The following is an 18846-nucleotide window of genomic DNA, read 5'->3' as shown; positions in this document are numbered from 1 at the left end:
CGTACTCTGGCTGATTACACATTGGAACGACATTACCCAGAAGTTAAAACCGAGGAAAACCGCTACCTTCGCCTGCTCCAGGAAGTGATTAAGCGTCAGGCGAAGCTGATCGCCCAGTGGCAGCTGGTCGGTTTTATTCACGGAGTGATGAACACCGACAATATGACCCTTAGCGGAGAAACCATTGATTATGGTCCTTGCGCCTTTATGGATACCTATGATCCTGAGACAGTGTTCAGCTCCATCGACATACAGGGCCGCTATGCTTATGTCAATCAGCCGCATATCGCTGCATGGAATCTCGCGAGATTGGCGGAGACGCTATTGCCACTGTTGCATGACGACAGAGAGCAGGCTGTCAAACTGGCCGAGGATGCAATTGCAGATTTCGCAAACATGTTCCGCCATCATTGGCTTACGGGAATGCGGGCGAAATTGGGGATCTTTAACGAAGAGCCACAGGATGAATCCCTTGTTGAGGATCTTCTTAAAATCATGCAGAAGCATCGTGCGGACTACACCAATACCTTCCGTGCTCTAACTTTAAACAAGCTGGAGGATGCGGCTTTGTTCAGCACTGCAGATTTTACCCAGTGGCACGAGCAGTGGCAAGCGAGGCTGGACAGACAGCAGGAATCCGAGGCTTCCTCGCAGCAGCTGATGCGCAGCAGCAATCCTGCAATCATCCCGCGCAATCATCGGGTAGAAGAAGCGCTGGAAGCTGCGGTGGAACGGGAAGATTACCGTGTGATGGAGCAGCTTCTTGAAGTTCTTTCGGATCCGTATGCTTATTCTACCGAGCAGGAAATTTACTCTACATTGCCTGAGATATCCAGCTGTCCTTACCGGACTTTTTGTGGTACCTGATCTGTAGTAGTTGTGTTGAACAACTTGATGATTGCTTATTACATGCGTTGGGGGAGAAGGACGACTTTCTCTCACCAACGCAATTTGTTTTTATTTTGAAGCTGTTATTTACAGATGAGATCCGCCACTTGCATCAATCATTTGACCAGTGACCCAACGGCTGTCCGATGAGGCAAGAAAGGCAGCTATATCTGCAACATCCTCAGGCTCGCCCCAGCGTTTGAAGATTGAAAGGCCAGCGGCAAATTTCTGCCCGTTGGGATCTTGCAGTGTCTCGCTATTCATTTCTGTGTTGATAATGCCAGGTTGGATGGCATTGACTGTAATATTACGGCTTCCAAGTTGATGAGCCAACATGTGCGTAAGTGTGTCGATTGCCCCCTTTGACATGCTATATGCAAAAACGCTAGGGGAAGCCACACGTGTAACAAATGAGGAGAGATTGATAATGCGGCCTCCATCGTTTAGACGCGGCAAAGCTTGCTGGGTAACAAAAAGAGGTGCTTTGACATTCATGTTCATGACTTCGTCAAAAGATTCTTCTGTTGTCTCTTCTAGAGAGACAATTTGACCGATTCCAGCGTTATTGACGAGAATATCAAACCGATTATCGCCTGTACGTTCTCGAAGCGCTTCATCCAATTTCGCATATAAATCTTGAATGCCGTCCAGGTCACTGAAGTCAGCACCGATCGTAAATGCAGCCCCTCCAATCTGTTCAATTTTATGCACCACCTCATCTGCTTCATGGTGCCTTTTTCCGTAATGTACTGCGACAATGGCACCCTCCCGAGCCAAACGTAATGCAACTCCGTGACCGATTCCCCGACTTGCACCAGTTACTAAAGCGATTTTACCTTTTAACATACTCATGTCTTCATCTCCTTGTTTGGAATCCATGACTAGTTATAGCACAAGGGTAGGTTTGAAATGTTGCTCTTTCATTCGGAGTTCATGGTTTCCACCATAGGAATACAAGTTTTAAATAAAATATCGTGATATTTATCATTGAAAAAAACATGCATCTTCAACACTCTAATGCATTACATTAAATTGACCAATGTTCAGAAAAATGAAACTCCTTCCTTTCCATTTCATGTATAAAAATGTCTGCTAATTAGCAGTTGTATTTAGACGTTTTTTGTCATACAATGCATCTAATGCTACGGACTCGGTCTTAGAAACAGTAAGGTTTGGACGGTAAATAGGACGTGGTTTACTTTGTATATTTATGAATCGTGGAACTACTCTTGTAGTCGTTCGATCAACCACGTCAGTCTGAAAATTAATAATGTTTGGAGACAGTTTTCCGGATCATTAGCATTTGATGACGAACATATACGAAGGGGAGCGTTCTTTTGGAATCGAAACAATTAACGAGAGGGCTGAAGCCACGGCACGTTGAGTTGATTGCGCTTGGAGGCACGATTGGCGTCGGTTTGTTTATGGGATCGGCAAGTACGATAAAATGGGCAGGACCTTCGGTGCTGTTGGCTTATCTCTTAGCCGGGATTATTATGTTTTTTGTCATGCGGATCATGGGGGAAATGTTGATTCTTGAACCGGTGACGGGCTCATTTGCGACCTTTGCTCATAAATACATCAGCCCTTTGGCCGGTTTCTTGACCACTTGGTGCTATTGGTTCTTATGGGTTACGGTAGGAATGGCGGAAGTCACTGCGATTGGGGTATATGTGGGCTACTGGTTCCCAGATATCCCGCAATGGCTGCCAGCTTTGGCAGGTGTAATTATTATTGCGCTGGCTAATTTGGCGGCTGTGAAATTTTATGGAGAATTTGAGTTTTGGTTTGCGATGATTAAGATTATCGCTATTATCTTCATGCTAGTGGTAGGTACGGGGATGATCTTCTTTGGCCTCGGCAACGGCGGACAACCGATAGGACTATCCAATCTAGTCAGTCATGGTGGTTTTTTTGCAGGCGGGCTAAAAGGGTTCCTATTTGCACTATGTATTGTAACGGCGGCTTACCAGGGGATCGAGATGATAGGTATTACGGCGGGTGAAGCTGAGAATCCGAAAATGACCCTGCGAAAAGCCATTAAAAACATCATCTGGCGTATTCTGATTTTTTACGTTGGTGCGATCTTCGTCATTGTCACGCTTTATCCTTGGAACCAAATTGGCGAGATCGGCAGCCCGTTTGTACTGACTTTTGCCAAGGTAGGCATCGTGGCTGCTGCGGGTATTATCAACTTTGTTGTACTTACAGCTGCAATGTCAGGTTGCAACAGTGGTATTTATAGTGCAGGCAGAATGTTATATACATTGGCCAAGAACGGACAAGCTCCTAAGTTCTTAGGGAAAGTCTCCGCAAGCGGTGTCCCTAGAAATAGTATAATAACAACGATTTCCTTGCTGCTGGTAGGAGTACTATTTAACTACTTAATGCCTAATTCCAAACTGTTTCTGTACATTTACAGCGCCAGTGTTCTCCCGGGTATGGTACCGTGGTTTGCATTAGCCATCAGTCAATTTAAATTCCGGAAAAAGTGGAAGAACGAAATGGAAGGCCACAACTTTAAATCTCGTTTTTTCCCGATCAGTAATTACATTACTATTATCTTTTTGTTGTTGGTGATTGTTGGAATGTGGTTTAACCCGGATACACGCTTGCCATTGATTGTTGGGGCAATATTCATGGCGATCGTCATTGTCGGATATTTCATCTTTGGTATAGGAAAGCGGCAGAGAATTGAAGAATTAGAGAAAAACGAATAGGCTGCTAATAATGTAGTATTTGCCGAGCGTAATTCAGATTATCTGAGTAGCGCCCGGCTTTTCTTTGTATATGAAGAGGAATGAGCTATGGAAAGGTTATGAGTGGGGGAAGAAAGTGTGTAGTTAATCTGTTCGCACTATAAGTGCAAATATATCACTTTTACAACATTATTGATTTACATACCTCACATGGTGCTAATATCGATCACGAATCTATACTTCACATCAGAAGCTAATACGCGTTTGTAGGCTTCGTCAATCTGGTCGGCCGGTATCACTTCAATTTTAGGAACAATATTGTGTTTTGCACAGAAATCCAACATTTCCTGTGTCTCACGAATGCCTCCAATCATTGAGCCTGCAAATGAACGGCGATGTCCGATAAGGGACATCACATTTAGTGACATCGGCTCCCCAGGGGCACCAACGTTCACCAAAGTTCCATCAAGATTAAGAAGTGCAAAATAAGCGTCCAGATTGATGTTGGCACTAACCGTGTTAATAATCAAATCAAAGTGCCCAGCCAGTTTTTCAAATGTTTCTGGTTCGCTTGTGGCATAATAGTGGTCCGCGCCAAATTGCAAGCCGTCCTCTTTTTTCTTTAATGTTTGTGATAAAACGGTTACCTCAGCACCCATAGCATGTGCAATCTTGATAGCCATATGGCCAAGGCCTCCCATGCCCACAACGGCCACTTTCTTATCTGGACCAGCTCCCCAGTGATTTAACGGTGAATATGTCGTAATACCTGCACAAAGTAACGGAGCAGCCACGTCAAGCCCTATGTTATCTGGAATTTTGACTACAAAATCCTCAGTTACGACTATATGGGTGGAATATCCGCCCTGTGTAGGCTCGCCGTATTTGTCAACACCAGCGTAGGTAGGAACATTTCCTTTAAGGCAGTATTGTTCCTCTCCTTTACGACAGTTCTCACATTCGCCACAGGAATCGACCATACAGCCGACTCCTACCCGATCACCAACGCTGTACTTTGTAACTTTAGATCCTACATCCGTAACAATCCCTGCAATTTCATGTCCGGGTACGAGAGGGTAGTTCACTGGCCCCCATTCGCCGTGAGCCGTATGGATGTCAGAGTGGCATATGCCAGCATATTTAATTTCAATCAGAATATCATGCGAATCAAGATCCCGTCGTTTAATTTCAGCCGCTCGAAATGGCTGATCTGGGCCGTCAACAGCTCGTGCTTTAGCAGTTATCATAAATAGCCTCCTATTTATTATATTTTTCAAGAGAATGCAGTGGTTCTCCGTCATGTTTTTTTCTCTTGTAAATCCATGTTAATCCTTATAGTTAACTCTAAGTCAAGCGACTACTTTATACTCCTTTTGAAAATTCCTGCTAGGGGACTGTGACACTTAGCAAATAACTTGATAAAATCCCTTTTATATCTTAGAGTTAACTCGAAGTCTACGTAATTAAGAATAGGAGATGCATGATGAAGACATATTCGATCAGCGAAGTTGCTAAAGAATTGAATCTTACAGCATATACCTTGCGTTACTACGACAAGGAGGGACTAATGCCTTTTGTAGAACGGACATCTAGCGGAACAAGATTATTTAAAGAATCCGATATTGACGCTCTAAAAATAATTGAATGTCTAAAATCGACCGGAATGCCGATCAAAGAAATTAAAAATTTCATTGATTGGTGCTCTGATGGGGATGCCACACTACAACAAAGATATGACATGTTTTTGGAACGAAAGGCTACTGTAGAAGCACAAATGGAAGAACTAAAAAAAACAATGGAAGTTATTGAACATAAATGCTTATATTACAAAACGGCATTGGATGCCGGAACGGAAAATATCCATAAAGACAATAATATAAGCAGTCACATGACTAACTAACCGAAAAGACATAATTTATCCACACTTCCTTCTAATATTTTACTGTTAATAGAATTATTGAAAAGCTATAATTCTAATGATAATTTAAGTGTATTTGGAGAAAAGAGGTTGTGGGTATGATGTTGAAAAAATGGCCAGCAGTATTCATGCTAGGTATTATCATGCTGGTATCTGTAGGCTGGAACAGTGGAATATCTTATGCAAAATATTATTACGAATACTCTTGGGATCAGTACAAGGGGACTGAAATCAAGACCTACAGGCTGACCCCAGTAGCAGGAAGAGCTGGATTTATGGATCAGGAAAAGGCCTTCGCTGCAATTAGCAAAACCCCGAATGTGTATGGAAAGTTCAGTGGCTACCGAACAGAGAAAACAACCGAATTTGCAATCAAGAGTGTAACAGATGAGGTTTATAAATATGCAGTTGTTGATTTTAATAGCAACAAGGAGCCAGAAACTGTAGAATACGTTAATCCAAGGAAAGGAATTCCTCATACATGGAACGGAACTGATGAGATTCGAGTTTTTATGAGAGGATCTGAGGCAGCATCTTTGGCTGAGTTATTTTATGAGGGAACTCCAAGTGAAGGACGCTATCATTTTAAGGCTGACGATGTCTACTTAGTTACATTCTGGTCCAGCGCAGCACAACCAATCACTGGCATGTCTGCTGAAGCACTAGTTGAGGAAAGCCCCTCTACACTTATAAACCGAGTGTGGGTAGCCCAAATAAAAGACAAAGATCCGGCCGCTTATCCGCAAAATGGAACGCTAAAGGGCTACTTTTATATTTATAAGGGCTCTGAGCTTAAAAAGGATTAACGAGCAGACCGAATGTAATAAGTGCATCTTACACTAAAAAAGAGATAACATTTTGTACTCAGGCAAATGCCGATACAGGTGTCATCTCTTTTTTTGTTTCTACACATGAAAAAAATGATAACCCCAAAAGATATAAGTATTTAATTTCCAATGAAAACCATTGTTTAGTGATAGGGAATTACGGCTTAAAAAAACAGAATGAATGAGCAGGGAAACATATTACTAAAGTCACTTTTTTTGCTGGCTTTATTCAATCCTAGGGGGATTATTCCGATAAACCAAGTATATACAGTTTGGTGTTAACAGTAATGAAAAAACGTTTGAAAACAAAAGAGATTTATTTTCAAAGTTGATATGAAGGTACAGGTGAAAGTGGCCCAGTGTCATCTCGTAAAGGAGGTGTAATAATCTCAAATAATGAACTGTGAAAAAAGGTTGAAACAAATTAGGCATTACATGGCTGGTTTACTGGCTGTCTGGTTGTTCTGTATACATAGTGCGCCTGTTTTTGCGGACAGAGCCTTTAACGATATCGAACAATCCTATGGAGCTGATGCGATTGAGACCATGGCTGCTCAAGGTTATGTTACGGGTTATCAGGATGGGAGCTTTCGACCTTTACAATTGATCTCCCGGCAGGAATGGGCAAGCATTTTTGCTAAAACCTTAAAGCGAACATCGAATAACAGCGGCGCAACTTCTTTTCGGGATGTATCACCCTGGGCTTTGCCTTATGTACAGGCCCTACAGGAAGAGAAGATTACGAAAGGAATTAGTGATCATTTATTCGGTGCCAAGCACAATATGACTCGTCAGGATATGGCTGTATGGTATGCCCGGTATTTTGGTGTAACTGATGAAGATCCCCTACATGCTGGTATATCCAGTTTTGTGGATCAATCTGATATATCAGATTATGCACAAACGAGTGTATGGCTGATGGAACGGTTGGAACTGATCCAGGGGGATACAAATCATTATTTCCATCCTAAAGAGCCTGTGAGTCGGCAGGACGCCACGCTGGTTGCCTATCGGATATGGTTAGGCGGTGACGGACTGAGAGAACGTGCCAAGCGCTTACTGGAGTCATCAGGAACTGGATCTGCAACCATGCCTCAGACGACCAGTCAACAAGAATCGAAGAAGAATGCGGTCGACTTGACACCGGAGATCAAGCAACAACCTGTAAATTCGGACATTGAGGAGCCTAAAAGGCATCGCTCAAACCCTGATTCACCAGTCTCCCCGGTGACTCCAATAGAGCCGAAACCCGAACCGTCGGTGATACCACCGAAGCCGAGTCCGGACCCGCCAGTCACACCGCCGGAGCCTAATCCCAAACCACCCGTAATTCCAGTAAATCCACCGGATCATTCTTCGGATTTTCTGGTAGATGAGGTGGTAATCAAGGCACAAGAGCTGGCAAATCAGCCGGAAACGTACCCTTCGTATCAGCTATCCTTTCAGCTCTATCATGAAGGGCGACCAGTAAGCATTCCTGCTGCCAGCGTCACGAGTGTCACATACACATTTAGTGATGAGTTAGGTGTGTTTGATACACAAGGGAAAATCGCACATCCTGAAAATATTCCGGCTGTGGACAGCTTCATTCCGGTCGCGATGAAGGTCACTATTGCCAAACCTTATCAGGTCCTTACAGCTCAGACCAAGCTGATCGTAAAAGGGAAGGCTCCGCCGGCAGAACCACCGAACGTAATCAGGTCTGTATACTTGGCTACGTATACTATTTCAGAGGCGGCTACTTTAGATCCTGCTGCTTGGAAAATGTCTTACGTATTTCATAATGCTAAAGGAGAGGTTATAGCTCCTGAGATGCTGCCGTCCGACTTGATACTTCGGGTAGAGGATTCCAGTGGAATATTTGACGAGGATGGAAAGATTGCCAATCTGCATTTGATTCCAGCAGTGAACTCGGTCATTCCATTAAAAATTGTGGTTGAGTCACCATCCCAGGGGATTCACTTCACATCCGATGCGGAATTAAGGGTGGAACCCGGAGAACGCAAAAAGCAATACTTTGCTGTCTCCATCATGCTGCAGGGAAGCGTGACTACCGTAGACCAAATCAAGCAATCTCGTCAATTGCTGATGGATCACTTTGGTCCCAACATCAAAGTGACGTGGGCGATGGAAAACGGATTTGTTTTTGTGGAATCGAACCGACCGCAGCTTAAACAGGTTCTGGATTACGTCGATCAGTATGGAGATGAAGTCGGGATACTGGCGGGGTCTCCGAACCTGGACGCGCCCGAGCTTCCAGTTTGGAAAGCAAAAATGGATGAGTGGCTGTATATGTACCGTTACAATGCATTCAATGAGCTACACCAATCGGGTTCAATGGGATCACCATCCGTGTTTGAAAGCATGGATACAGACCTATATCGGAAGTACCTCCCGAAATCATTGACCAGCTTTACGGTGAATCCTGAACAGACTCAATGGTTAAAAGATCACTATCGAATTACATCCGCGATGGGATGGTCGGCTACACAATATAATGTCAACGGCATGTATGGTGAGGGCTCACCTTTGATGCCTTACTGGTCCCATAAGGACAATCCAATTGTTCCCGCACAAGGAATTGCCGATAATAGCGGTACCGTATTCATGAACTCGGTTACGATTGATCCGATTGGATCACGCTATACGAAAGATTCCTCACGTTGGACTCTTCATCCGGGTGATCCCTATGTGACGGAGACAGATGCGGCACCACAACTGTATATAGTACAGCAATATTTGGATAACCCTTATCAACGTATAAATACGGTAAACTACTTGTCCATTATTTTGGACATTAACGCACTTGCCAACACCCATAACATGGGTCCAATATGGGAGAACTTTGTGAATCATTTCCCGCTTGATCGTAAGGTCGAGATTGTAGGTGTGGACGGGCTGAAACAGATTTATGAATCGGTAGCAGGATCAAATAATGATCATACAGAGTTTACACTCATGTTTAGAGGCTCAGGCATTAAGACGGCTATGGATTCCAATAATTCACCAGCGAATCTGCGCTATTTGTGGACCGAAAATGCCTCGCAGCGCATTATTTTATCCAAAGAGGACGGAGATGCGGCATGGTCCATTATTGACTTTACCGATTATACCCGAAAACCGGTTCCGAGGCTGGCCTACAACCTGGATGGTCACACGGACGTAAGCTATGTGACGGGAAGAAACTTCAAGCTATGTCCAACGGCTCCTTTAACAGCAGATGAAATTGAGCGCGTGAAAGCTCGATTGAAGGACATCTATTTCGTGGAAAAAGTGAACTTTCAGTAAGCGTATGAAGTGACAAAAATTGTAGGACCTGAGTTTTATGCAAAGAGGGCGCCCCACGGCCATGGAAATGGCTTGGGCGCCCTCTTTGTTTTAGAGAAAAGGTTTTATACCCACTCTACAATCTGATCTACAGGTCGACGAGTTTTGTCGCGCGGCTCGTTCAGACGGTATCCAAAAGCCACCATGCAAGAAATACCGAAATGCTCAGCATCCATAATGCCTTCCTCGGAGAGGATACGTTCAATGTCTTGCTTACTAAAACCTTCGATCGGGCAGGAATCAATGCCGATTTGAGCTGCGGCAGTCATCATATTGCCCAGTGCGATGTAGGTTTGTCGGCATGCCCACTCGAACATAGCTCTTTCATTTTCCTCGAGCGCAAAATCTGATTTCAGGAAGGCATCATATACCTTCTCTTTGCCTTGCATCACTTCAGCAGGTAATTGCTGCACGTTTTCCATCATATTTTTGATATAATCGGATGAAGCTACCATATCTTTAGGTAATCTGGAGAGAATAAGCACAAAATGGCTTGCTGTTGGCAGCTGTTTTGTGGCCCCCCAGGAATAGGGCAGCAGCTTCTCACGCATCTCTTTACTTTGGACGACAACAAACTTCCAGGGTTCAAAGCCAAACGAGCTTGGGGATAAACGACCGGTTTCAAGAATAAACTCAAAATCGGAATCGCTAATTTTCTTATGACTATCAAATTCTTTTGTAGCATGTCTGAACTTGTATGCAGCTAAGATTTGATCTTTAGTGGTTGTTAAGGTTTCCATGGTAATGCCACTCCTTATGGATGTGATTAAAATTGACGCTTATCAATTGCATGACTAATATTAAATTATATATGACTGTTTTTGAAGTACGCACATTAATGTGCTGTAGTATATAAAATGATACTAAGGAGGAGAAAAGCCAATGCGCAATCGGAAAGGCGGCTTTGGTGAATGTACCGCTGGGAATGATCAGGCATGTCCTGTTGAGTACACGTTAGATGTGATTGGGGGCAAGTGGAAAGGGATTATTTTATACCATCTCATGTATGGGACTAAGCGATTTAGTGATTTTCGGCGGATCTGTCCGGGAATTACCCAGCGTATGCTGACACTCCAATTGCGCGAGCTTGAAGAGGACGGAGTCGTACACCGTGAAGTCTACCAACAGGTTCCACCTAAGGTTGAATACTCTCTTACCGAATTTGGAGAAACACTGATCCCGATTATTAACTTGATGAAGGATTGGGGAGAACAATATAAAACTAAACAGCGATCACCAGAAAGCAGCCTCCAGCAACCTACCCCCACCATGTAGGCTTCTAAGACGGATTTATGAAAAAAGACCTGGCCATCATTTTGGCAGGTCTTTTCATTTTATAAGTGAAAGAATACAACCTTCACTTTTCAGTTGACAACAGGGATGGCGCTTGATATATTGCTTACGATATTGATAATCATTATCATGTAGATACAAGGCTATTTCCATATTACATAGGGGGCTATTAGTGTTGAGAAAAAAATTGATTTTTATGCTGGCTGCTTTGATGCTTGTATTGTCTGTATTTGTGAGCGCATGCGGCGGAAATAACACTGGAGGTAATCCTGCTTCAACTTCAGGAGATAAGCAAGAATCCACTGCTACTGGAGAGACGAGAAGCTTTAAAACGGTGAAAGGGGATATTCAGATTCCCGCTAAGCCACAGCGTATTGTAACCGATTTTTACGGCGGAGAATTGCTATCCGTAGGTGCTAACGTGGTGGGTGTGGAGCCGACTGCGTTTCAAAACCCTTTTCTAACCGATTTGCTGAAGGAAAAAGGAACCAAGGAGGTAGGGGACCCAACCAATTTGGAAAAGACGCTGGAACTCAAACCCGATCTGATTGTGGTTATGAAGGATACGAATTATGAAGCTTTGTCTAAAATTGCCCCGACCCTGTACATTCCGTACGGAACCACAACTAATATCTATGATACAGTCAAGCTGTTCGGGGATATCACTGGGGAAAAGGGCAAGGCTGAGCAATTTATTGCCACCTTTGATAAAAAGGCTGCTGAAGGTCGCGCTCGTCTGAAAGGTGTTATTGACGAAAAGGCAACCTTCGGTTTGTATGAGTTGACGGACAAGAACGCGCTTTGGATCTTTGGCGACAATGCGGGTCGAGGCGGACAAGCCGTATACAATGCGCTCAAACTGAATATGCCGAAAAAGACAGCTAATTCCAAGGAACAAACGGTGCAGCTTTCAATGGAGGTACTGCCGCAGTATGACGCAGATTACATGTTCCTGACAACCTATGATCCAGACAAAAAGGGTGCCGCGCTTAAGCAACTGAAATCGTCTGCTGTGTGGGGTAATCTGCCTGCGGTGAAGAAGAATAGAGTATTCTTTAATGATTTTGATACTTACTATCGCTACGATCCGATCGCTATTACCGGACAGATTGATATGATTGTGGATATGCTGATTGAAAGAGAGAAAGAAAATAAAGCTAAAAAATAGGTGTGAGATTCACAGGGTATAAGCACTTCACTACACGGACAACGAGCCGGAGTGAGGTGCTTTTTTGTTGAGCAGATACCAAGAATGAACAGAGCAGAGGCAAAGGCATAGAGTTGGACTGCAGCATATTCACTAATCAATTCTTTTATTTCGTCGTAATTACGATAGTATCTTCTTTTTGTATCCAATCTACCTTGGCTCCCAGTGTCTCGCTGATGAGCCTCAGTGGAAGATAACCAATACCGTTCACCATGAAGGGCGGATTGGTGAGTTCTACAGATTTACTGTTCACTTTTGTTTGGCTGGTTTTTAAATTTATTTCTATAGAGATGGGATGGTCGCCTACCTTGGAATGATCTATTTTTGCTATTTTGCTGTTGTAATCATATGTGACCTCGGCCCCTAGTTTGTCAAATACGGAGCGGAGAGGAATAAACGCCTGCCCGTTGCGCGTGATTACACCGTTACTTAGGGGGACAGGTGTATTGTTGAGACGGACGAGAATCGGCTTTTGCACAGGAACTGGCGTACTATAAAAAAACTCATAATCGCCTATACCGAGTTGCGCATGTTTGTTAACCCCCCAGCCCCACAAAGCGCCGTCGGCTTTTTGCATGATGATGTGTCGTGGGCCTGCTTTGATGCTTTGAATATTTTGAGCAAGTAATGCAAAAGGGACATGGGATGATAGCTTTTCGCCATCTAGAGATGCGACATATACATTACCAGCAGTGGTGAGAGCAAGAATGGAGCGTTCAACGAAAAAGGCGTCTTTAACATTCTGCACCCCTTTTAATAATACAGGTGTATTATCGTTGTGATAGGTTGTATTGTCTAAGGCACCTGTAACGGTAGCCCCCCAGAACCATAGCCGGCCTTGCTGATCAATCGCGAGATTGGAATACCTGTTGGCTTTGATGGTCTTGATGCCCGATAAGGTATGAATTTGTGATACGGCTGGCGTTTCGGATGGGGCTGCATTTTTATCAAATTCTTTGGGCCATGTCCATACGGTGCCATCTTTTTTTAAGGCTATATTTTTAGCAATTGCCGTAATATCTTTTAATGATGAAATAGGTTCGAAGCCCTGCAAGGTTTTTGTGTTTTTCCATACACTGCCGTCATTCTTTAGGAATATCCAGCGTTCCTCATAATTGGGTCTTTCTTCATAGTAACTATCGATATCGGCAACCTCGTCGATGCCAGACAGGGTTTGAAAAGGACCAAAGGTATTTTTATCTTCGAGTCGATCAGCTAAAAATATATTCCCCTCGTTGTTCAGAGCGAGTACATGGTCATTTAAACTGCTTACAGCTACGAGATTCTGTAGTCCTTCCAGGGGAACCAATTTCACGGATTCAGCAATGTTGTTTCTAGGCACATACCAAGCAGAGTGGTCTTGCAAGGTAAACACCAGATCGCCTTCGTTGATAATATTAGAGAATGTTTTTACAACGTTCGGCTTACCCTCTACACGAGTTGGTACGGATTGATTATAGCCCCACAGCCATAAGCTTCCATCGGATTGAATTAAACTTTCGGAATCATAGGAGTGAATATGGAATGTGGAATTATCTCCGGCCGCCCACACGCTGGGACTGAGCAGCAATAACGTGATGATACTCAGTAATAGAGCACGTCTTTTCATACGATTTTCCTCATTTCTTGATCCATGTATATACGAGAAAAAAATGATCTTAAAGAATATCTCTTATCCATAGACGAAGAAAGTATAGAAAAGTTTTCCATAGTTAATGAATTGCAATAAAATAACCTCCAAACTCAACGATTAAAGATGGTTTGGAGGTTATTTCTAATTAGCAAGTAGCAGAAATACAGGTTAGTACAGCTAATGCATAGTATGAGCTAACTACTCGCGATTCGACTGCGCACGGTCAATAAGGTTTGCTCTTTGATTTGTGCGATTTCACGGAGGAGTGCGGCTGTTTTGGCTTCGTAGGATTGTTTGACATCCAAGTCCTTGAGCGAGGCAAGGTTAATGTCAATGGTAAGCAGGGCAGATTGAGCAGCTGCTTCGAACAGAATCGCACCGATGCCCAGATCAGAGATCACATTTTTATTGGCTATTTCCACAATGTTGTAGGCTTGTGATAATCCGTCCCGGCACACTTCCAGCAGGCGCATAGGTACCTCAATGGCAGCAATCACCGCTGTTTGTAAGGAATGGGTCCGATAGCGCTTTTCTTCGTCTGTTTCTTTGGGCAAACGCAGCGCGGTCATGTACTGTTCAAAGGATTGGATGTCTGCGGCCATTAGTTCCTCGCAATGTGTAGACAATCTTTCCATATTGCTAATGACTTGCGTCATTTGTTCACGGAATTGCGCGAATTTTTCTCCTTGCGAAAGGTTAGCGGTCATGGAGGTCATAGCTGCGCCTAGTGCCGCAGCCAGCGCGGATACACTTCCTCCACCGGGGGTAGGCGCTGCACTTGCAGCTTCTTTTAGAAAATGTCCGATGGACTGATTCCACGACAGTTCACTCATGAATAAACCACCTCTCTGGAGTAGTGTTGCAGACGTATCGCTTTGAGCAAATTTTTATACAAAATTGCAGTCGTTAAGGTACCCACACCGCCGGGCACGGGAGAAATGGCATGTACCTTTTCTACAACGTCCGGTGCAGCGTCACCCACGATTTTTCCCTCCAGCGTCTCATTTATTCCTGCGTCTACCAAAATCAAACCGGGGTGAACCATATCCCGCGTTATCACATCAGGACATCCAACTGCGACGAAGGCGATGTCTGCATGGCTCAGATGCTCTGCAATATCACGCGTACCTGCATGACAAGCGGTGACGGTGGCATTTTCTCTTTGCAGCATGTGGAAAAGGGGAAGTCCCACTGTCTGCCCGATGCCCACGAGCGTAACATTTTTGCCTGCCAAGGAGTGGCCGTAATGCTTGAGCAACTCGATACAAGCTTGAGGTGTAGCGGGGTATAGCCCTGCGTCACCCGTTACGGTAGCCAGCTTGTTGTCAGGTGTAATTCCATCAATATCCTTGTAGGGGGCGATGGACTGTTTAATAACGGAGGCGGAAAGATGTTGAGGAAGCGGGAGTTCCAGCATAATGCCATGTACATGGGATGCATCATTTAGGGTGCCGATCAGATGCAGAAGTTCTGCTTCGCTAACATGACGATCAAACGTATGGAGATGAAATGAGATGCCCAGCTTCTCTGCTATTTTTTGCTTGGTACGTGCATAGTATGCAGATGCCGGATCACCCTCTACCAACAGGGTCGCCAGATGGGGACGGTGTCCTTGCTGTTTCATTTGCTCTACTTGGGAACGGATCGTTGCATACACTTGCTCAGCTGCTTCTTTGGATTTCATAATAATTGCCATAGTCCGAGCCTCCTCTGAATTTATCGCATAATAGAATCAACAGGGTGTCATGGTCTTATAAAACGAAAAAAAAGTATTTGCACAAGGTCGTCAAGACAGACGAATCCTCTGCAAATACTTCTCCCAGGCGAACGGTACGCTTTGTTTGTATGCTCCCTCGTGGTTGATTCCACTGACTTCGCCAGTCACATACAGCGTTATATATCTTATATTTTAGCAAATAATCATTAGAAAAGAAACCCGCGAACATTTGGAAAACAGAGGATACAGCTTGCCTATATGACAAATGTCATATACTCGAACTGACGTTTATGACTACAGCGAATTTACCAGTCTCCTTATACTGAGCTTAGATCAACATGTATGCCTGACAGGATCAAGGTATGGGCTGCATTTTAAAGGAGGATCATAATGGGTATGACACAACTCCCGTTAGCTCAATTGAAAAAAAATATGGCTCCCTACGAAAAAATAAACACGAAATCCAGCGTTCTGCAACTGATCAATACCTTGGGACCGCTGATCCTATTGTGGTATGCCGCTTATCTTAGCCTGGCGGTTTCTTACTGGCTGACGCTTCCAATTACTATGATTGCAGCTGGATTTGTGGTACGGACGTTTATTATTTTTCACGATTGTGGTCATCAATCTTTTTTCAAAAGTCGCAAGCTGAACGATATGGTGGGAACGATTACAGGGATTATTACGCTCTGCCCTTATCACCAATGGAAAAATAGTCACGCGATCCACCATGCAACCAGCAGTAATCTGGATAAAAGAGGCACAGGGGATATGTGGGTGCTTACGGTAGAAGAGTACACAGCGGCATCCACATGGACACGGCTGGCCTATCGTATATATCGAAATCCTTGGGTGATGTTCGGACTAGGTCCGATCTATACTTTTTTGATTTCCTATCGGTTTAATGTCAAGACAGCCAAACGTAAGGAAAGAATAAATACCTATGTGACAAATATATCCATTGTCGCCTTGTATGCACTGTTGTGCTGGGCTATTGGCTGGCAGGCTTTTCTTCTGGTCCAGGTGCCTATCTTTTTTGTTTCTGGTATGTTGGGAATCTGGCTGTTCTACGTGCAACATCAGTTTGAGGATTCGTATTTTGAGCATGATGAAGAGTGGAGTTATATTAATGCGGCGGTAGAAGGCAGTTCTTACTACAAGCTTCCTAAAGTATTACAATGGATTACGGGTAATATTGGTTTTCATCACGTTCACCACTTGAGCCCAAAAGTGCCAAATTACAATTTGGAAAAGGCGCATGAAGCGACACCGTTGCTTCAAAAGGCGACCACGATCACGATGAGTAGCAGTTTGCAATCTTTGAAGTTCCGCTTGTGGGATGAAAGCACAAAAACCTTTCTGACCTTTAAACAAGTAAAGCCGCTACTTAGCAAACATGTGCGCACTTCAAACCCCATCCCTACACCTGTTGTAAGCACGGAGAGAAAATAACGTTTGTACGGATATGGGTATGATAAGATAAGGGATATCTAAAGTAGAAAAGGGTGGCAGGATGCAAAAGTGGTATCAGATTTTCCAAAGAAATACGGGGCTCAGCCCTTATGTATGGGTCGTCTTTTATATCCTGCCCTTTTACTATTTTAGCTCCTCATCTACAAGTCATATCATTCTGGGTACCGCGATTATTTTGGTGTTTTTTGCTTGCTATGTACTGGCTTTTGTCTCTCAAGGCTGGCTCATATACTTTTGGACCAGTGTGCAGATCGCGATATCGATTACAATGACGCTGCTATTTAGCTATATGTATTTTTCTATATTTATTGCTTATTTGATCGGTAATATGAAAAGTAAGGCCGCATTTACAACGCTGTATATTACTTTAATGGTTATTACGATTGGGTTAATCAATTACGGCTTTGTTTCACAGAATCCCGTTTTTATTAAGCAGATTCCTTTTATCCTGCTCAATCTGATCGGTGTCATCCTGCTTCCGATTACGAATTTTAATCGCAACAAAAGTGATCGGCTTCAGGTTCAATTAGAGGATGCCAATAAAAAAATATCGGAATTGATCAAGCTGGAGGAACGGCAAAGAATCGCCCGTGACCTGCACGATACCTTGGGTCAGAAGCTGTCACTCATTGGGCTGAAGAGTGATTTGGCGGGCAAGTTGCTGGACCAGTACCCCGAACGGGCTCATGCCGAAATTAATGATGTTCGTCTTACAGCGAGAAGTGCGTTAAAAGAAGTACGGGAAATGGTTACTCAAATGCGCGGCATGAGGCTGGAGGATGAATTGCTACGTGTTCGGCAAATTTTAAAGGCTGCTCATATCGAACTGACCTTGGAGGGAGACCCGAAGCTGGAGCATACGTCATTAATGAATGAAAACGTGCTGAGTATGTGTATGAAGGAAGCTGTAACCAATGTAGTGAAACACAGTGGAGCTACCGCTTGCTCCATTACCATTGAACCGTCTCGTAAGGAATTGACCCTGCGAATTCAGGATAATGGAGTTGGCATTACTGGAGAATATGGAGCTTTTCGGGGAAATGGTCTGCAAGGCATGAAGGAAAGGCTCGAATTCGTGAACGGATGTATGGAGCTACGTTTAGATCAGGGAACGACCCTGGTCATTAAAGTGCCCAACATTACTGAAAAACCGAATGAGGAGGTGGAGTCATGATTCGAATCGTCATCGCAGAAGACCAGCGCATGCTGCTGGGTGCTCTAGCCTCCCTGTTGGACTTGGAAGAAGACATGAAGGTAGTTGGAAAAGCAAGCAACGGGGAAGAAGCTATAGAACTGGTGAAGCAACATCAGCCAGACATATGCATTATGGACATCGAAATGCCGATCAAGAGCGGATTGGATGCGGCAGAGGAACTCAAAGGCTTGAATTGCAAGGTGCTTATTTTAACAACGTTTGCTCGCCCCGGGTACTTTGAACGAGCAATCAAGGCAGGCACACACGGCTATTTACTCAAGGACAGTCCCAGTGAAGAACTGGCCTCTTCCATTCGCAGCATTATGGCAGGTCGACGTATTTACGCTCCAGAACTGGTCGATGATGCTTATGCTGAAGTTAACCCGCTAACGGAGCGTGAAAAGACCGTGTTGGCGCTTATTGCTGACGGAAAGAATACCAAAGAAATTGCCGGTGAACTGTATTTAACAACAGGGACGGTGCGAAATTATATTTCAGTCATACTCGATAAGCTGGGTGTCAGCAACCGAATTGAGGCGATTACACGTTTTAATGAAAAAGGCTGGTTCAAATGAGAAACAGGCCAAAAAAGAAGCAGAACAGGGACGCTATGAAGCCACACGTAGCTGCTCTGTTTTTTTGTTTTATCCATAGATTTGCTATGCCTCT

The 18846-nt window shown here is 44.0% G+C and carries 16 protein-coding genes and 1 riboswitch; of the genes, 10 read left to right on the top strand and 6 right to left on the bottom strand.

Annotated features, from left to right (window positions below):
* Window positions 1-867, top strand: an 867-nt coding sequence (locus AC5V8P_RS05375) for a protein adenylyltransferase SelO family protein (protein ID WP_495473569.1), incomplete at its 5' end; no start/stop codon positions are given.
* Window positions 868-975: 108 nt separating this feature from the next.
* On the opposite strand, the gene AC5V8P_RS05370 is transcribed toward AC5V8P_RS05375, so the two are convergent.
* Window positions 976-1740, bottom strand: coding sequence for an SDR family oxidoreductase (locus tag AC5V8P_RS05370; protein ID WP_064795839.1), 765 nt, complete (start codon window positions 1738-1740; stop codon window positions 976-978).
* Window positions 1741-2225: 485 nt separating this feature from the next.
* Between AC5V8P_RS05370 and AC5V8P_RS05365 the strand changes: the two genes are divergently transcribed.
* Window positions 2226-3608, top strand: a complete 1383-nt coding sequence (locus tag AC5V8P_RS05365; protein ID WP_064795840.1) for an amino acid permease — start codon at window positions 2226-2228, stop codon at window positions 3606-3608.
* A 185-nt stretch (window positions 3609-3793) separates the two neighbouring features.
* Here the strand turns inward: AC5V8P_RS05365 and AC5V8P_RS05360 are convergent, their stop codons facing one another.
* Window positions 3794-4834 (bottom strand): NAD(P)-dependent alcohol dehydrogenase, encoded by a 1041-nt coding sequence (locus AC5V8P_RS05360; RefSeq protein WP_064795841.1) that lies wholly within the window; start codon window positions 4832-4834, stop codon window positions 3794-3796.
* 236 nt (window positions 4835-5070) lie between these two features.
* Between AC5V8P_RS05360 and AC5V8P_RS05355 the strand changes: the two genes are divergently transcribed.
* The 3 genes from AC5V8P_RS05355 to AC5V8P_RS05345 all read left to right on the top strand — a co-directional run bounded on the left by AC5V8P_RS05355 (window position 5071) and on the right by AC5V8P_RS05345 (window position 9620).
* Entirely contained in the window at window positions 5071-5487 is a 417-nt protein-coding gene (locus AC5V8P_RS05355; protein WP_063212914.1) for a MerR family transcriptional regulator, read from the top strand.
* A gap of 116 nt (window positions 5488-5603) precedes the next feature.
* Window positions 5604-6311, top strand: a complete 708-nt coding sequence (locus AC5V8P_RS05350) for a hypothetical protein (protein WP_064795842.1) — start codon at window positions 5604-5606, stop codon at window positions 6309-6311.
* 417 nt (window positions 6312-6728) lie between these two features.
* On the top strand, window positions 6729-9620 hold the full coding sequence (locus AC5V8P_RS05345) for a DUF3863 domain-containing protein (RefSeq protein WP_064795843.1): 2892 nt from the start codon (window positions 6729-6731) through the stop codon (window positions 9618-9620).
* 104 nt (window positions 9621-9724) lie between these two features.
* Here the strand turns inward: AC5V8P_RS05345 and AC5V8P_RS05340 are convergent, their stop codons facing one another.
* The gene (locus AC5V8P_RS05340; RefSeq protein WP_064795844.1) at window positions 9725-10399 is read right to left on the bottom strand and encodes an NAD(P)H-dependent oxidoreductase; all 675 of its coding nucleotides are present in this window, start codon (window positions 10397-10399) and stop codon (window positions 9725-9727) included.
* Window positions 10400-10541: 142 nt separating this feature from the next.
* On the opposite strand from AC5V8P_RS05340, the gene AC5V8P_RS05335 reads away from it, so the two are divergent.
* Window positions 10542-10934, top strand: a complete 393-nt coding sequence (locus AC5V8P_RS05335; protein ID WP_063212910.1) for a winged helix-turn-helix transcriptional regulator — start codon at window positions 10542-10544, stop codon at window positions 10932-10934.
* Window positions 10935-11127: 193 nt separating this feature from the next.
* Window positions 11128-12120: an ABC transporter substrate-binding protein gene (locus AC5V8P_RS05330; protein ID WP_081276737.1), complete on the top strand. Its 993-nt coding sequence runs from the start codon at window positions 11128-11130 to the stop codon at window positions 12118-12120.
* Window positions 12121-12265: 145 nt separating this feature from the next.
* On the opposite strand, the gene AC5V8P_RS05325 is transcribed toward AC5V8P_RS05330, so the two are convergent.
* The 3 genes from AC5V8P_RS05325 to AC5V8P_RS05315 form a co-directional block, all read right to left on the bottom strand.
* Window positions 12266-13768: a stalk domain-containing protein gene (locus AC5V8P_RS05325; protein WP_064795846.1), complete on the bottom strand. Its 1503-nt coding sequence runs from the start codon at window positions 13766-13768 to the stop codon at window positions 12266-12268.
* A gap of 218 nt (window positions 13769-13986) precedes the next feature.
* Window positions 13987-14625 (bottom strand): cyclodeaminase/cyclohydrolase family protein, encoded by a 639-nt coding sequence (locus tag AC5V8P_RS05320; protein ID WP_063210970.1) that lies wholly within the window; start codon window positions 14623-14625, stop codon window positions 13987-13989.
* Window positions 14622-15488, bottom strand: a complete 867-nt coding sequence (locus AC5V8P_RS05315) for a bifunctional 5,10-methylenetetrahydrofolate dehydrogenase/5,10-methenyltetrahydrofolate cyclohydrolase (RefSeq protein WP_063210968.1) — start codon at window positions 15486-15488, stop codon at window positions 14622-14624. The genes AC5V8P_RS05320 and AC5V8P_RS05315 overlap by 4 nt, the downstream gene beginning before the upstream one ends.
* 114 nt (window positions 15489-15602) lie before the next feature.
* Window positions 15603-15687, bottom strand: a riboswitch (ZMP/ZTP riboswitch).
* Between the two features lie 212 nt (window positions 15688-15899).
* On the opposite strand from AC5V8P_RS05315, the gene desA reads away from it, so the two are divergent.
* From desA to AC5V8P_RS05300, 3 genes are all read left to right on the top strand, one after another.
* Window positions 15900-16961 carry a Delta(5) desaturase DesA gene (gene desA / locus AC5V8P_RS05310; RefSeq protein ID WP_063210966.1) on the top strand — a complete coding sequence of 354 codons (1062 nt, stop codon included), beginning with the start codon at window positions 15900-15902 and terminating at the stop codon, window positions 16959-16961.
* 61 nt (window positions 16962-17022) lie between these two features.
* The gene (locus AC5V8P_RS05305; RefSeq protein ID WP_064795847.1) at window positions 17023-18156 is read left to right on the top strand and encodes a sensor histidine kinase; all 1134 of its coding nucleotides are present in this window, start codon (window positions 17023-17025) and stop codon (window positions 18154-18156) included.
* Complete coding sequence (locus AC5V8P_RS05300; protein ID WP_064795848.1) at window positions 18153-18752, top strand: response regulator transcription factor; 600 nt, start codon at window positions 18153-18155, stop codon at window positions 18750-18752. Before AC5V8P_RS05305 ends, AC5V8P_RS05300 begins: the two co-directional genes overlap by 4 nt.
* Window positions 18753-18846: the final 94 nt, after the last annotated feature.

It is taken from the genome of Paenibacillus sp. N119s (genome assembly GCF_059447605.1).
This window is presented reverse-complemented; position numbering and strand designations above follow the sequence as displayed.

Excerpts from the sequence above, each read along its gene's own strand:
- AC5V8P_RS05320 (WP_063210970.1), bottom strand. The coding sequence starts at position 14,625 with ATGAGTGAACTGTCGTGGAATCAGTCCATCGGACATTTTCTAAAAGAA.
- AC5V8P_RS05360 (WP_064795841.1), bottom strand. The coding sequence starts at position 4,834 with ATGATAACTGCTAAAGCACGAGCTGTTGACGGCCCAGATCAGCCATTT.
- AC5V8P_RS05340 (WP_064795844.1), bottom strand. The coding sequence starts at position 10,399 with ATGGAAACCTTAACAACCACTAAAGATCAAATCTTAGCTGCATACAAG.
- desA (WP_063210966.1), top strand. The coding sequence starts at position 15,900 with ATGGGTATGACACAACTCCCGTTAGCTCAATTGAAAAAAAATATGGCT.
- AC5V8P_RS05300 (WP_064795848.1), top strand. The coding sequence starts at position 18,153 with ATGATTCGAATCGTCATCGCAGAAGACCAGCGCATGCTGCTGGGTGCT.
- AC5V8P_RS05355 (WP_063212914.1), top strand. The coding sequence starts at position 5,071 with ATGAAGACATATTCGATCAGCGAAGTTGCTAAAGAATTGAATCTTACA.
- AC5V8P_RS05345 (WP_064795843.1), top strand. The coding sequence starts at position 6,729 with ATGAACTGTGAAAAAAGGTTGAAACAAATTAGGCATTACATGGCTGGT.
- AC5V8P_RS05370 (WP_064795839.1), bottom strand. The coding sequence starts at position 1,740 with ATGAGTATGTTAAAAGGTAAAATCGCTTTAGTAACTGGTGCAAGTCGG.
- AC5V8P_RS05305 (WP_064795847.1), top strand. The coding sequence starts at position 17,023 with ATGCAAAAGTGGTATCAGATTTTCCAAAGAAATACGGGGCTCAGCCCT.
- AC5V8P_RS05325 (WP_064795846.1), bottom strand. The coding sequence starts at position 13,768 with ATGAAAAGACGTGCTCTATTACTGAGTATCATCACGTTATTGCTGCTC.
- AC5V8P_RS05335 (WP_063212910.1), top strand. The coding sequence starts at position 10,542 with ATGCGCAATCGGAAAGGCGGCTTTGGTGAATGTACCGCTGGGAATGAT.
- AC5V8P_RS05350 (WP_064795842.1), top strand. The coding sequence starts at position 5,604 with ATGATGTTGAAAAAATGGCCAGCAGTATTCATGCTAGGTATTATCATG.
- AC5V8P_RS05315 (WP_063210968.1), bottom strand. The coding sequence starts at position 15,488 with ATGGCAATTATTATGAAATCCAAAGAAGCAGCTGAGCAAGTGTATGCA.